Source organism: Pseudomonas japonica (assembly GCF_900188455.1).
GTDB lineage: Bacteria > Pseudomonadota > Gammaproteobacteria > Pseudomonadales > Pseudomonadaceae > Aquipseudomonas > Aquipseudomonas japonica.
Window position 1 is genome coordinate 43,903 of sequence record NZ_FZOL01000019.1, and the last position, 13,029, is coordinate 56,931.

A 13,029-nucleotide genomic window follows, 5' to 3' on the forward strand; every position below is an offset into this window, starting at 1 on the left:
CAGGGGCCGCGTCATATTCACTCTTCCTTCCTGACCCTGAACCACGCCGCATACAACGCCGGCAGGAACAGCAAGGTCAACGCCGTCGCCACGATCAACCCACCCATGATCGCCACCGCCATCGGTCCGAAGAACACGCTGCGCGACAGCGGGATCATTGCCAGCACCGCCGCCAGCGCGGTCAGCACGATCGGCCGGAAACGCCGCACCGTGGCCTCGATGATCGCCTGCCAGCGCCCCAGTCCCGCCGCGATGTCCTGCTCGATCTGATCCACCAGGATCACCGAGTTGCGCATGATCATCCCCGACAGGGCAATGGTCCCGAGCATGGCGACGAAGCCGAACGGCTGGCGGAACACCATCAGGAACAGCACCACGCCGATCAGGCCCAGCGGCGCGGTGAGGAAGACCATGGCCGTGCGCGAGAAACTGCGCAGTTGCAGCATCAGCAGGGTCAGCACCACCACGACGAACAGCGGCACGCCCGCGTTCACCGAGTTCTGCCCGCGGGCCGAGTCCTCCACGGTGCCGCCGACCTCCAGCAGATAGCCGTCCGGCAACTGCGCGCGAACCGGCTCCAGGGTCGGCAGGATCTGCTTGACCAGGGTCGCCGGCTGGTCCTTGCCGTAGATGTCGGTGCGCACGGTGACGTTGGGCAGGCGGTTGCGGTGCCAGATGATGCCTTCCTCGAAACCGTACTCCAGGGTCGCCACCTGCGACAGGGCGATACTGCGGCCGTTGTCGGTGGGCACCGAGAGACTGGCCAGATGGTCGAGTTCGGTACGCTCCTGCTCGGTGCCGCGCAGCAGGATCTCGATCAGCTCATTGTCCTCGCGGTACTGGCTGACGCTGCTGCCGGTCAGCGAACTCTGCAGGAAACGCGACAGGGCGGCGGTGCTCACGCCGAGGGCGCGGGCGCGGTCCTGATCGATGTTCAGGTAGACCACCTTGCTCGGCTCTTCCCAGTCCAGGTGGACGTTGGCCACATGCGGGTTCTCGCGCACCTTGGCCGCCACCTTGCGCGCCAGGGCGCGGACTTCCTCGATATGTTCGCCGGTGATGCGGAACTGCACCGGGTAGCCCACGGGCGGACCGTTCTCCAGACGGGTGACCCGCGAGCGCAGATCGGGGAACTGCTCGTTCAGCGTATCGATCAGCCAGGTACGCAGGACCTCGCGCTCCTCGATGGTTTTTGCCAGGACAACGAACTGCGCGAAGCTGGCCGCCGGCAATTGCTGGTCCAGCGGCAGGTAGAAGCGCGGCGAGCCGGTCCCGACATAGGCCACGTAGTTGTCGATGCCTTCGCGCTGCTTGAGCATCTCCTCCAGACGCTTGACCTGCTCCGCGGTGTTGCTCAGCGAGGCGCCCTCGGTCAGCTTAAGGTCGACCATCAGTTCCAGGCGCCCGGACGCCGGGAAGAACTGCTGTTCGACGAAACGGAAACTCATGACGCTTGCGACGAACAGCGCCACGGTCAGCACGATCACCGTCTTGCGTCGGCTCACGCACCAACCGACAAGACGCCGGATGCGCTGGTAGAACGGCGTGCCATACGGGTCGGTCTCGCCGTCCTCGGTGGTGCCGTGCTTCTTCGCATGCAACTTGGCCAGGTCCGGCAGCAGGCGCTCGCCCAGGTAAGGCACGAACACCACCGCGGCGATCCACGAGGCCAGCAGGGCGATGGTCACCACCTGGAAGATCGAGCGGGTGTATTCACCGGTGCCGGACTGCGCGGTGGCGATGGGCAGGAAACCCGCCGCGGTGATCAGGGTGCCGGTGAGCATGGGGAACGCCGTGCTGGTCCAGGCATAGCTGGCCGCCTTGAGCCGGTCGAACCCCTGCTCCATCTTGATCGCCATCATCTCCACGGCAATGATCGCGTCGTCCACCAGCAGGCCCAGGGCCAGCACCAGTGCCCCGAGGGAAATCTTGTGCAGGCCGATGCCCAGGTAATACATGGTGGCAAAGGTCATCGCCAGCACCAGCGGAATCGCCAGGGCCACCACCAGGCCGGTGCGCATGCCGAGGGAGAAGAAGCTCACCAGCAACACGATGGCCAGCGCTTCCACCAGGACCCGGACGAACTCGCCCACGCCGGTCTTCACCGCCGCTGGCTGATCGGAGACCTTGCGCAGTTCCATGCCCGCCGGCAGGTTGCTGGCGATGCGGGCGAACTCGGCTTCCAGGGCCTTGCCCAGCACCAGGATGTCACCGCCGGCCTTCATCGACACCGCCAGGCCGATGGCGTCCTCGCCCATGAAGCGCATGCGCGGCGCGGGTGGATCGTTGAAGCCGCGATGCACCTGGGCCACGTCGCCGATGCGGAAGGTGCGCTCGCCGACGCGAATGGGGAACTGCTCGATCTGCTCGACACTGTCGAAACGCCCGGTGACCCGCAGTTGCAGGCGCTCGCTCGCGGTCTCGAAGAAGCCCGCGGTGCTCACCGCGTTCTGTTCCTCCAGGGCCTTCTGCACCACTTCCAGCGGCAGGCCGAGGGTGGACAGCTTGGTGTTGGACAACTCGATCCAGATCTTCTCGTCCTGCAGGCCGAGAAGATCGACCTTGCCCACGTCCTTGACCCGCTGCAGCCGGATCTGCACGCGGTCGGCGTAGTCCTTGAGCACGGCGTAGTCGAAACCCTTGCCGGTCAGCGCGTAGATATTGCCGAAGGTGGTACCGAACTCGTCGTTGAAGAACGGCCCCTGGATGCCCGGCGGCAGACTCTGGCGGATGTCCGCGGTCTTCTTGCGGATCTGGTACCAGAGCTCGGGAACATCCGCCGAGTGCATGGAGTCGCGGGCCATGAAGGTGACCTGGGACTCGCCAGGGCGCGAGAACGAGACGATCTTTTCGTACTCGCCGGTCTCCATCAGCTTCTTTTCGATGCGCTCGGTGACCTGGCGCGAGACTTCCTCGGCGCTGGCACCCGGCCACAGGGTACGGATGACCATGGCCTTGAAGGTGAACGGCGGGTCTTCGCTCTGGCCGAGCTTGGTGTAGGACAGCGCTCCGACGATCGCCAGCAGGAGCATCAGGAACAGCACGATCTGCCGATTGCGCAGGGCCCAGGCGGAAAGGTTGAAACCCATCGGGACTTACTCCTTGGCCGCCAGATTCACCGTACGATTGGACCGGTCCACCGGCCGCACCTGTTGTCCCTCGTGCAGCACGTGGCCGCCGGCGGCGACCACCCAGTCGGAGGCACTGAGGCCTTCGAGCACCGGCACGCTGTCCTGGCCATAGGCGCCGACCCGCACCACGGTGCGCTGCAGGGTGTTGTTGGCGTCGACGCGCCAGACGTAGGTCTGGCCGTTCTCCGCGCTGAGCGCCGACAGCGGCACCGCCAGCGGCACCTGCTCGGCATGCTGGATGAACACCCGGGCGCTCTGGCCCAGCTCGGCCGGGACCTTGCCGGTGTTGAAGGCGATGCGCGCGGCGAAAGTGCGCGAGCGCGGATCGGCGGCGGGAGACAGTTCACGGATACGCCCGTCGAAGCGCTGCCCCGGTTGCGACCAGAGCTCCACGGTCACCGCCTGGCCCACGGCGAAGCGGCCGAAATTCTGCTCCGGCAGGCTGATCAACACCTCGCGCTCGCCATCGGCGGCGAGGGTGAACACGGTCTGCCCGGCGGCGACCACTTGACCGACCTCCACCTGGCGCTTGGACACCACGCCATCCTGGGACGCGCGCAGCACCGAATAGCCCGCCTGGTTGCCGGCCACATCGAACTCGGCGCGCACCTGCTTGAGCCGCGCCTGGCCGGCGCGGTAGAGGTTTTCCGCGTTGTCGTACTGGGAATGGCTGACCATCTGCCGGTCGAGCAGCTTCTTGTAGCGATCGCGCTCGGCCTGCACCAGGTTCAGATTGGCCTCGGCGGCAGCGACCTGGGCACGGGTCGCTTCCAGTTGCAGGCGCACGTCCTGCGGGTCCAGTTCGGCCAGCGCCTGGTCGGCCTTGACCCGCTGCCCCTCCTCCACCAGGCGCTTGCTCACCTTGCCGCCGATACGGAACGCCAGCTCCGGCTCGAAGCGCGCGCGCACCTCGCCGGGGTAGCTGTCGACCGCCGCCGATGCCGGTTGCGGCTGCACCACCATGGCGGGACGAATGACGGTGGGTGGAGCGCTTTCCTGCCCGCAGGCAGACAGCAGCGCGACCAGAACGGCGGGCAAAGCGACGGGCAAGGCATGACGCAACATGGGAAATGACCTTTCGCGAAGGGTGCTTCGAATATTTATACTGGCGGGTATATTAAATCAGGGTGTTGCGCTGCGAAAGGTGGGGGGCAGTACTTTGGCCAGCCTTTTCCGCTGAGAGGGATGGCACTACTCATGCGTATTGTTTTACGTATTACATTGCATATACTGCAAACCATGTGTCTCCCACTCCGGGATTCTGACAAACACACAAAATGAGGCAAAAGCCCATGAGTGCACTTCTTGACCGGGCCGACCAGGCAGTGTCTGCTACCGCGATGGTTCGTGGCTTCAGCGCGAAATTGAAGGAAGTTACCAGCGGGAAGGTATCCCATCTGGTTATTTTCAAGGACAACGAGCCAGCCGCCGTACTGATGAGTGTCGAGAACTACCAGACACTGCAGGATGAACTCGAAGAGCTCCGTGCCGAACGCCAGGCCATTGATCGCCTGTCCACCCTGGACGAAGAAAGGACCGTGAGCCTCGAGGACATGGAGGCTCGCTTCAAGTAGGCAAGAGCCAATGCGATGGAACGTACGCTTTCACCCGGAAGTCGAGCAGGACCTCAAGCATCTGGGCACGACTGAAGCCCGCAGAATCCTCAAAGTGATCCGCGAGCGCATCGCCGAAGGCGAGCCGGACAAGATCGGCAAGCCTTTGCGCGGTACGCTTGCCGGCTACCGTCGAATCCGCACGGGTGATGTCCGTATCGTCTACCGCATCGATGGCACTGAAATCGTCCTGATCCTCTGTGTCGGTGCCCGGCGCGACGACAAAGTCTACAAGGCTGCCACCTGGCGCCTTTGATCCCGCCCCTACTGCGGCGGGAAATCCTGGTGAGCGCACTGCCCCCGCAACAGCTCGACCACCTGCTGGCGAAACCAGCGCCGCAGTCCATCCCCATGGGTGCGGGCGTGCCAGATCTGCATCACCTCCACCTGCGGCAGCGCCAATGGCAGCGCGTGCATGCGCAGGTCCGAGTCCCGCTCCACCGCTTCCTCGGCCAGTGAGCGCAGGCAGGTCAGCAGCAGATCGGTGCCCCGCACCAGACGTGTCGGGGCGATGAAACTGGACAATCCCGCCACCACTCGCCGCTCCAGTCCACGAGCCTTCAGCGCTCGATCCACCAGCCCGTCGAGGTCGCCGGTGAGGGTGGTGATCAGGTGTTCGCAGTCGAGAAAGGCCTGCAGATCGAGCCCCTCGGTCAACCGGCGATTGCCCTGGGAGGCGAGCACGACGAAGTCCTCGCTCAACAGCCGCTGCTGATGAAAGGTGTCCGGCAGGTCGGTGTAGAAACCGGCGATGGCCAGGTCGCAGGTGCCCTTCTCCAGTTCCTCGCGAGGCAGCACGCCACGGGTGTTGTGGGTGATCAGCACGAGATTCGGGGCCTGACTGCGCAGGACCGGCAACAACCGTGGCAGGAGGATCTGCTCCATGTAGTCGGTGCTGTAGAGGTGCAGGCGCTCGGCGCGGGCGAGGAAGTCCTGGCCGTCGCAAACGTCGTAAAAGGCTTCCAGGTCGCCTACCAGTTGCCGCACCCGCGGCGCCAGTTCGTGCGCGCGCGGTGTCGGCGTCAGACCGCGGGGCGCACGGACGAACAACGGATCGCCGAACTGATGACGCAGCTTGTTCAGCTTGTGACTCAGGGCCGGCTGGCTCAGGGCCATGCGCGCGGCCGCCTGCGAGGCATTGCGCTCCTGATAGAGCACATGGAAGACCAGCAGCAGGTTGAGGTCTTTCTTGGCGATATTCATTTTTTGGAAGGCTGTGATAAATGCTTTCGAATTCTCGAATCATAGTGACTGTCGGAAGATGACGTCCATCGACCTCGGGAGTTCTTTCATGACCATCAGTATTTTCGCCACCATCACCCCCCGCCCGGAACACCGTGATGCCGTTGAACAGGCATTGCGCACCATGGTGCAACAGTCCCGCGGCGAGCCCGGCAACCTGCGCTATGACCTGTTCATCCGTGAAGGCGAACAACTGGCGTTCGACCTGTTCGAGCTCTATGTCGACAGCGCCGCCGTGGAGGCTCACCGCCAGAGTGCGCACTACCAGCACTACCGCACGGCCAGCGCCGACTGGACGGCAGCCCCCACCGAAGTGCGCCTGGCCCGCCCACTGGACCTCGCCCCCTTCAACTGAATCAGGAACCACGCGCATGACCAAGACCACCAAACTGGCAATGGCAGTCGCCGGCGCCCTGCTCTCCGCGTCCGCCACCGCCGCGCCCAAGGGTGAAGTGCTGGTGCTGCTGTCCAGCGAGAACGTGCTGCCGCTCAAGGGCGGCAAGCAATACCCCACCGGTTACTACCTCAACGAGTTCGGCGTACCCGCCGACCATCTGCTCAAGGCCGGCTACAAGCTGGTGCTGGTGACCCCGAAGGGCAATGCGCCAAGCGTCGACCAGCGCTCGGTGGATCCGCAGTACTTCGCCGGCGACGCGGCGGAAATGAAGCGCATCCAGCAATTGGTGGCGAGCCTGCCGGGGATCGACGACACCCTGTCGCTCAAGGAAGTGCTGGCGGGCGATCTGGATCACTACGCCGGGCTGCTGATTCCCGGTGGCCACGCGCCGTTGATCGACCTGGCCAACAACCCGGAGGTCGGCGCCCTGCTGCGGCATTTCCACCAGGCCGGCAAACCGACGGCGGCGATCTGCCACGGCCCGATCTCCCTGCTCTCGGCGCAGGCGGATCCGGCCACTTACCAGGCCGCATTGGCGCGTGGCGAGAAGCCGGCGGCCAAGGACTGGATCTACCAGGGTTACCGCATGACCATCTTCGCCGACGCGGAAGAGCAGGTGTTCGAAAGCTCGCTCAACGGCGATCGCATCCTGTTCTATCCGGCGAAGGCGATGGAAACGGCGGGTGGCGACATGAGCTATGTCCAGGCCTGGAACCCGAATGTGGTGGTCGACAGGGAACTGATCACCGGGCAGAACCCGTTTTCCGATCATGCACTGGGCAAGGCACTGGTGAGCAAGCTGGGTGAGGCCCCGCGTCGTTGATCCGTGCCATCGGCGCCGCTCACGCGGCGCTTCGCGCGTGAGCTCGCTGCCACCTCAAGCAGCGTCCCAGGCGCGCTTCTTCTCCAGCAGAAAGTCGATGAACGCGCGCAACCGCAACGGCACGTGCCGACCATGCGGATACAGCAGGGTGAACGGCCGCGAGCGCCCGCCGAAATCCTTCAGCACCTCGACCAGGGCACCCTCGGCCAGCTCCCGCTCGACGATGAAGCGATAGGTCTGGAACAAGCCTGCGCCGCTCTTGGCCAGGGTCACGCCGCCGAGCACATCGTCGGAGCAGACATACCCGCCATCGGCGAGAATCTCCCGCGGCTCGCCGCCTTCGTTGAACAGCCAGGCGATACGCCGCCCGCTGCTGGGCAACTCGAACTGGATGCACTCATGTCGCTCCAGGTCGTCCAGCGAGACCGGTTCGCCGACCCGGGCCAGGTACTCGGGAGTCGCCACCACCACCAGCGCCGCGTCCTCCAGCAGCCGGGCGATCAGCGTCGAGTCCGGCTGGGCGCGCACGCGGATGGCCGCGTCGTAACCCTCGCCGACGAAGTCGATGTTGCGATTGCTCAGATGGATATCCACGGTGACACCCGGATAGCGCCCACGAAACTCCGCCAGCAGCGGCAGGATGCGGTGATGCCCGTAGGTGGTGGGCAGGCTGATACGCAGGGTGCCGGTCGGCTCCTGTTGCTGGCCCATCACTTCGCGCTCCGCCTCGACCAGCTGGGCCAGCACCTGACGGCATTGCTCGTAGTAACCCCGGCCACCGTCGGTCAGACGAATGCTGCGCGTGGTGCGAACGAACAGGCGCACACCCAGGCGCTCTTCCAGCCGCCCCACCGAACGGCTCACCGCTGCCGGCGTCACCCCCGCAGCCAGCGCTGCCGCGGTAAAACTGCGCTCCTCCGCCGCCAGGCAGAACAGCTCGATGCTGCCCAGCAGCACATCGTCGAATTGTCGCTTCACCATTGATTACACCGTGTATCAACTGAAGTACCGGAAGCCCTATTTATCCGACCTCGCCGCAAAAATATAGTCCTCCCAACAGCGCGCTGAACACCCTTTCGGAACCTTTGTGGAGACACCTTCATGAGCAAGCAGACCGTCGTCATCACCGGCACCTCCAGCGGCATCGGCCTGGGCCTGGCCCGGGCGTTCCTGGCACGCGGCTTCAATGTCGTCGGCAACGCCCGCAGCGAAGAACGGCTGTGGGAAAGCAAACTGGCCCTCGGCAACCCGGCCAACTACATCGGCGTGGCGGGCGATATCGCCCGGCCGGAAACCGCCGAGCAACTGGTCAAGGCGGCAATCGAAACCTTCGGCCAGGTCGATGTGCTGGTGAACAATGCCGGCTTCTTCCTGCCCAAGCCGTTCACCGACTACACCCCGGCCGAGCTGGACAGCCTGCTGGAAACCAACCTCAAGGGCGTGGTCTACGCTTCCCAGGCCGCCGCGCGGCACATGATCGAGCGTCGGCAGGGACATATCGTCAACATCACCGCGGCGGTGGCGCTGCAGGCCAATCGTGCGGTACCGGCGGCACTGCCGGTGCTGATCAAGGGCGGCCTCAACCAGATGACCCGCGCCCTGGCCCTGGAGCTGTCGCCGTACAACATCCAGGTCAACGCGGTGGCCCCCGGCATCATCGAAACGCCGATGCACGACCCGGCGATCCACGAATTCCTCGCCGGCCTGCAGCCCAGCGGGCGGATCGGCCGGATCGAGGATATCGCCGAAGCCGTGCTGTACCTGGCGAATGCCGACTTCACCACCGGCGTGGTCCTGCCGGTGGATGGCGGCATGAGCACCGGCACCTGGTAACCGCAGCCCCCATCTCACAGGAGCGCACGCCATGCCTTTCGTAAGCCTTCGCATCACCCGCGACGGGGTGACCCGGGAACAGAAAGCCCAGGTCATCAAGGAATTCACCGAGACCCTGGAACGGGTCCTCGGCAAGCGGCCGGACCTGACCCACATCGTGATCGAGGAAGTGGATACCGATAACTGGGGCTATGCGGGAATGACCACGACCGAATATCGCAGCAGGGAAGAGAAGAGCCGCTAGCCTTTCGGCTGTCTCCGGGACAGGCCCGCTCAGATGAACGCAAGCCACTGCGAAGGTCCGTACCGCCCAACAGGCTGGACGGACCTTCGCAGCTCCTGCCTCCTGCGATCACAGGTAGTCGAATACACATTCGACAAGAGTATCGAGCAACCTGTCACGCTCCCCGCCCGGTTGGTCCGCTCGTTTTTCCGCTACTGGCCTCCGCTCCGCGGAATTGAAACGGGTCACGCTGGCAATGAGCACCGGAAATCGGCGTGCGCCTGCGCAGGGCGCAGAACCTTGAGCAGAAAGATGCTCCGCCAGCCGATTCAGAGCCCTGGACGAGCGGCGGAGGGCGCCTGGAAGATAAGGTGAGTGGTACCCGTCTCGCAGCTCCTGCCGAAGCGTGGCCTGAACCAGGCTCAGGTGTTCCAGGCGTTCCATGCCAAGGCTGCTGCCGAAGCTCATCAGTCCCAGCGCCGCCGGATTGACGTGACGTGGCACGCCCTTCCACTTCGAGTGGTCCAGAAGGCTGCCCCCTGCCGGTATGCCGGGCGCTGACGGGTAGCCGAGCAATGTCCCCATCAATCCGTCCCAGTCACCTGCGGCCGCTGGCCTGGGAGAGAAATCCCGGCCGACGGTACCGGGTGCACCGTCGATCAATGCCTCGAGTTGTCGTCCAAGCGAAGTAGTGCTCGGATCCATCGGAAAACGGGGAACCGGCTGCCCTGCCAACCAGTGCACATCCTGAGTGCCGATCGACCAGCGCGCTCTTCCGGCCCTCGGGTCCCAGACCAGCGCGTACTTGCCGATGTCGTGCGGCACGCCACCCGTGTTGATGTCGTACACCCCCGCAAGCGCGCCGTTGTGAGCGAGCCGCAACTCGAACCTGGGCCACTGGTTGTACAGGTAGAACTGCTGCTGATCAGTGCCTTGGGGGTCAATACCGCCGCCCGGATCATAGCGAAAAGCACGCGGCCGGCGGCTGCCGGTCTTCTTGAACATCAGCAGAAAAGCGCTGCGACGAACGATCACATGCATGCCGTTGGCATCAGGCTCGCTCACGTACACCACGAACATGGCATCCGCCAGCTCACGACAGCAGCTCTGGCTTCCCGCCATATAGCTGGCCATCGGTGAAGAGTGAAGAAAGACGCCACGGAACCTGACAATGTTCTGCGACCTATCGTACAGACTCGAACACTGCCTATTGAGCGTACGGAGCGTCTCGCGCGAAATCAGATGCTGGACCAGGTCCGGCTCCGGATACGGCGCCGGACCACTTCGGGCACGCAGATGAGCCGTGCTGAACGCCCTATCGAATGCCACCGTGCAATTGGCTCCCGGATTTTTGACTAGCGCCATTCCACCTCCTTGTCTGTCCTGGTACTCCAGCTCGCACCAGCCTGGCAACGGGCCATCTTAGCCGGGTCAAGGAGGATCCCGACAACGATAATGGCAAAAAGCCAATAAGCAGCAGTCGATGAGTGCCGCCTGACGACACAGCGCCTGCGTTGTACTATTTCCCGCCTATCAGTCCGAAACGTGCCCCATGCCTCAAGACTCCAGCGTATCCAGCGGCCCAGGACGGCCCAAGGATCTGGCCAAGCGCCAGGCCATCCTCGAAGCAGCCAAGACGCTGTTTCTCACCAATGGCTATGCCAGCACCAGCATGGATGCGGTCGCGACAGCGGCAGGTGTGTCGAAACTCACGGTCTACAGCCACTTCAACGACAAGGAGAACCTGTTCACCGCCGCTATCCTCGCCACCTGCCAGGCGCAGTTGCCCGGGCTGATCTTCGAGCTGCCCGAGGGGGTGCCGCTGGAACAGGTGCTGATGAACATCGGCCGGGGGTTCCAGGCGCTGATCAACAGCGATCACTCGATCAAGCTGCACCGTTTGATCATCACCCAGGGCCCGCAGGACCCGCAGTTGGGGCAGATTTTCTACGAGGCGGGGCCGCAGCGGATCCTCGGCGAGACGGAAGCCCTGCTGCGCCTGGCTGACGAACGCGGGATGCTGCGGATTGCAAATCCGTCTACGGCGGCCGAGCACTTTTTCTGCCTGCTCAAGGGCGGGGCGCACTTCCGCCTGCTGCTGGGCTGCGCCGAGCCAGAGGCGCAGGAAGCCACCGAAGCGCATGTGCGGGAGGTGGTGGAGCTGTTCGTGCGCGCCTATCGAACCTGATGGGCGGCCTGTCCCTGTTGTCCGCGGTACGCCGGGTGCAGCGCGAATGCCCGTTCGCGAGCAAGCTCGCTCCTACAGCTTCAGCGCTTTCTTCGGATAGATGTCATAGCGACTGGATTTGCCCTCCAGGCTATGGCTCGGTTTCGGCCCCTCGATGATCGGCGCCTTGCGCGGGCGCTTGACCACCACCCGGTGACTGGCCAGGGCCAACGCCGCCTCCAGCAGCGCCGGGGCATCCAGGTCATCGCCCACCAGCGGGCGGAACACACGCATTTCCTTCTTCACCAGGGCACTCTTGTCGCGATGCGGAAACATCGGATCAAGGTAGATCACCTGCGGCGGCTCTCCCTGCCAGTCGCGCATGCGCTCGATGGCATTGCCGTGCAGCAAGCGCATGCGCGCGACGATCGGCCCCACCTCGACATCCGTCGCAGCCCGCGCCAGACCATCCTCCAGCAACGCCGCCACCAGCGGCTGACGCTCGATCAACTGCATCTCGCAACCCAGCGTGGCCAGGACGAAGGCATCCTTGCCCAGCCCCGCCGTGGCATCCAGCACCCGCGGCCGCACGCCCTGGGCGATGCCCACCGCCTTGGCGATCATCTGTCCGCTGCCACCGCCGAACAGCCGCCGATGCGCGGCGCCACCCTCGAGGAAATCCACCCGCACCGGCCCCGGCGCCTGCGGGCCGAGCTGCTGGATCTGCAAGCCATCCACCCCGACCTGCACGGCAAACGCGGCGCCCTCGTCGTGCAACGGCAAGCCCAGGCGCGCCGCCCACTCCGCGGCCCGCGCCTGATAGTCGGCGGTCAGTGCCTCGACCCGGATCCCGCCCTCGACCTGCTGCTCCACACTCACCTTCCTGCTGCAAAAAAAGTTAAAGATCGGCGCCCGTGGCCGATACACAAAGTACGCGCCATTTTGCCAGAGCTCTTCGACGCCGATGTCAGAGATTCTTCAACTTCCCTCAGGCTACCTGTCACCCGTCGGTGACTACAGCCGCCACAACACCCAGGCCCTGGGCGGCGTCAGCCACCTGTGGGGGGACTTCTTCGCTCGCGCCCTGGCCGCGCAGCAGGAAGAAGGCGTGGTCCGCGAGCCACTGCCGGTGGAGGAAGTGGATGTCGCGACCGGCGAGCCGATCACCGGCAGCCAGACCCTGGCGCAGATCCACAGCCAGCGTCTGTGCAATGTCACCGACAGCGAAATCGCACCGCCGGAGCCGCTGTTCCTGCCGATCGCCGAATTCGAGCTGGACCTGCTGGACAAGCCCGCCCCGCCCTTCAGCGCCGCCGAGCTGATCGAGCAGCAGCGCCAGCTGGACATCAGCAACAACTGGGTACGCCCGATCGTCATGAGCCAGGGCCATCCGCATCCGGAGCCAGGCCCGGCGCCCGCGTCCTACCCGCTGCATCTGCCGATCGCCGAACTGGAGCGCAACCTGCTGGACCCGGCGCCGGAGCCATTCGACGAAGCCACCCTGGCCAAGCAGCAGCATGACCTGGACTTCGACCTGCAGTGGGCGCGCCCGGTCGTGCTCAACAACGTCCGTATCGCCGCCTGACGGCAGGGCCGCCAG

At 64.7% G+C, this 13,029-nt stretch carries 14 protein-coding genes; 8 read left to right on the forward strand and 6 right to left on the reverse strand.

Annotation, left to right across the window (positions count from 1 at the left end; translation table 11 throughout):
• Positions 1–17: 17 nt before the first annotated feature.
• Together CHB99_RS21025 and CHB99_RS21030 are read right to left on the reverse strand one after the other, a co-directional pair.
• Complete coding sequence (locus tag CHB99_RS21025; protein ID WP_042121950.1) at positions 18–3,089, reverse strand: efflux RND transporter permease subunit; 3,072 nt, start codon at positions 3,087–3,089, stop codon at positions 18–20.
• A gap of 6 nt (positions 3,090–3,095) precedes the next feature.
• Positions 3,096–4,196, reverse strand: a complete 1,101-nt coding sequence (locus CHB99_RS21030) for an efflux RND transporter periplasmic adaptor subunit (RefSeq protein ID WP_042121952.1) — start codon at positions 4,194–4,196, stop codon at positions 3,096–3,098.
• Between the two features lie 275 nt (positions 4,197–4,471).
• On the opposite strand from CHB99_RS21030, the gene CHB99_RS21035 reads away from it, so the two are divergent.
• Positions 4,472–4,705, forward strand: a complete 234-nt coding sequence (locus tag CHB99_RS21035; RefSeq protein WP_084702555.1) for a Phd-YefM — start codon at positions 4,472–4,474, stop codon at positions 4,703–4,705.
• 10 nt (positions 4,706–4,715) lie between these two features.
• Positions 4,716–5,000: a type II toxin-antitoxin system RelE family toxin gene (locus tag CHB99_RS21040; protein WP_042121954.1), complete on the forward strand. Its 285-nt coding sequence runs from the start codon at positions 4,716–4,718 to the stop codon at positions 4,998–5,000.
• 8 nt (positions 5,001–5,008) lie between these two features.
• Here CHB99_RS21040 and CHB99_RS21045 read toward each other — a convergent pair whose 3' ends face one another.
• On the reverse strand, positions 5,009–5,947 hold the full coding sequence (locus CHB99_RS21045) for a LysR substrate-binding domain-containing protein (protein WP_042121956.1): 939 nt from the start codon (positions 5,945–5,947) through the stop codon (positions 5,009–5,011).
• Positions 5,948–6,035: 88 nt separating this feature from the next.
• Between CHB99_RS21045 and CHB99_RS21050 the strand changes: the two genes are divergently transcribed.
• Positions 6,036–6,341: a putative quinol monooxygenase gene (locus CHB99_RS21050; protein WP_042121957.1), complete on the forward strand. Its 306-nt coding sequence runs from the start codon at positions 6,036–6,038 to the stop codon at positions 6,339–6,341.
• A gap of 16 nt (positions 6,342–6,357) precedes the next feature.
• Positions 6,358–7,206 (forward strand): type 1 glutamine amidotransferase domain-containing protein, encoded by an 849-nt coding sequence (locus CHB99_RS21055; protein ID WP_042121958.1) that lies wholly within the window; start codon positions 6,358–6,360, stop codon positions 7,204–7,206.
• A 54-nt stretch (positions 7,207–7,260) separates the two neighbouring features.
• On the opposite strand, the gene CHB99_RS21060 is transcribed toward CHB99_RS21055, so the two are convergent.
• On the reverse strand, positions 7,261–8,184 hold the full coding sequence (locus CHB99_RS21060) for a LysR family transcriptional regulator (protein ID WP_042122177.1): 924 nt from the start codon (positions 8,182–8,184) through the stop codon (positions 7,261–7,263).
• A gap of 123 nt (positions 8,185–8,307) precedes the next feature.
• Here CHB99_RS21060 and CHB99_RS21065 point away from each other — a divergent pair, with 123 nt between their 5' ends.
• Together CHB99_RS21065 and CHB99_RS21070 are read left to right on the forward strand one after the other, a co-directional pair.
• Positions 8,308–9,039, forward strand: coding sequence for an SDR family NAD(P)-dependent oxidoreductase (locus CHB99_RS21065; protein ID WP_042121959.1), 732 nt, complete (start codon positions 8,308–8,310; stop codon positions 9,037–9,039).
• 31 nt (positions 9,040–9,070) lie between these two features.
• On the forward strand, positions 9,071–9,283 hold the full coding sequence (locus CHB99_RS21070; protein ID WP_042121960.1) for a tautomerase family protein: 213 nt from the start codon (positions 9,071–9,073) through the stop codon (positions 9,281–9,283).
• Positions 9,284–9,391: 108 nt separating this feature from the next.
• Here CHB99_RS21070 and CHB99_RS21075 read toward each other — a convergent pair whose 3' ends face one another.
• Positions 9,392–10,627 (reverse strand): hypothetical protein, encoded by a 1,236-nt coding sequence (locus tag CHB99_RS21075; RefSeq protein WP_042121961.1) that lies wholly within the window; start codon positions 10,625–10,627, stop codon positions 9,392–9,394.
• Between the two features lie 187 nt (positions 10,628–10,814).
• On the opposite strand from CHB99_RS21075, the gene CHB99_RS21080 reads away from it, so the two are divergent.
• A complete protein-coding gene (locus CHB99_RS21080) occupies positions 10,815–11,450 on the forward strand; it encodes a TetR/AcrR family transcriptional regulator (RefSeq protein WP_042121963.1) in 636 nt (211 codons plus the stop codon).
• A 72-nt stretch (positions 11,451–11,522) separates the two neighbouring features.
• On the opposite strand, the gene CHB99_RS21085 is transcribed toward CHB99_RS21080, so the two are convergent.
• A complete protein-coding gene (locus CHB99_RS21085) occupies positions 11,523–12,302 on the reverse strand; it encodes a class I SAM-dependent methyltransferase (protein ID WP_042121964.1) in 780 nt (259 codons plus the stop codon).
• A 91-nt stretch (positions 12,303–12,393) separates the two neighbouring features.
• Between CHB99_RS21085 and CHB99_RS21090 the strand changes: the two genes are divergently transcribed.
• Positions 12,394–13,014: a hypothetical protein gene (locus tag CHB99_RS21090; protein WP_042121965.1), complete on the forward strand. Its 621-nt coding sequence runs from the start codon at positions 12,394–12,396 to the stop codon at positions 13,012–13,014.
• Positions 13,015–13,029: the final 15 nt, after the last annotated feature.

What these genes read in the sequence shown, in the direction of transcription:
- CHB99_RS21035 (WP_084702555.1), top strand. Translation starts at nt 4,472, where the DNA reads ATGGTTCGTGGCTTCAGCGCGAAATTGAAGGAAGTTACCAGCGGGAAG.
- CHB99_RS21045 (WP_042121956.1), bottom strand. Translation starts at nt 5,947, where the DNA reads ATGAATATCGCCAAGAAAGACCTCAACCTGCTGCTGGTCTTCCATGTG.
- CHB99_RS21025 (WP_042121950.1), bottom strand. Translation starts at nt 3,089, where the DNA reads ATGGGTTTCAACCTTTCCGCCTGGGCCCTGCGCAATCGGCAGATCGTG.
- CHB99_RS21080 (WP_042121963.1), top strand. Translation starts at nt 10,815, where the DNA reads ATGCCTCAAGACTCCAGCGTATCCAGCGGCCCAGGACGGCCCAAGGAT.
- CHB99_RS21055 (WP_042121958.1), top strand. Translation starts at nt 6,358, where the DNA reads ATGACCAAGACCACCAAACTGGCAATGGCAGTCGCCGGCGCCCTGCTC.
- CHB99_RS21050 (WP_042121957.1), top strand. Translation starts at nt 6,036, where the DNA reads ATGACCATCAGTATTTTCGCCACCATCACCCCCCGCCCGGAACACCGT.
- CHB99_RS21070 (WP_042121960.1), top strand. Translation starts at nt 9,071, where the DNA reads ATGCCTTTCGTAAGCCTTCGCATCACCCGCGACGGGGTGACCCGGGAA.
- CHB99_RS21030 (WP_042121952.1), bottom strand. Translation starts at nt 4,196, where the DNA reads ATGTTGCGTCATGCCTTGCCCGTCGCTTTGCCCGCCGTTCTGGTCGCG.
- CHB99_RS21090 (WP_042121965.1), top strand. Translation starts at nt 12,394, where the DNA reads ATGTCAGAGATTCTTCAACTTCCCTCAGGCTACCTGTCACCCGTCGGT.
- CHB99_RS21065 (WP_042121959.1), top strand. Translation starts at nt 8,308, where the DNA reads ATGAGCAAGCAGACCGTCGTCATCACCGGCACCTCCAGCGGCATCGGC.
- CHB99_RS21075 (WP_042121961.1), bottom strand. Translation starts at nt 10,627, where the DNA reads ATGGCGCTAGTCAAAAATCCGGGAGCCAATTGCACGGTGGCATTCGAT.
- CHB99_RS21040 (WP_042121954.1), top strand. Translation starts at nt 4,716, where the DNA reads ATGCGATGGAACGTACGCTTTCACCCGGAAGTCGAGCAGGACCTCAAG.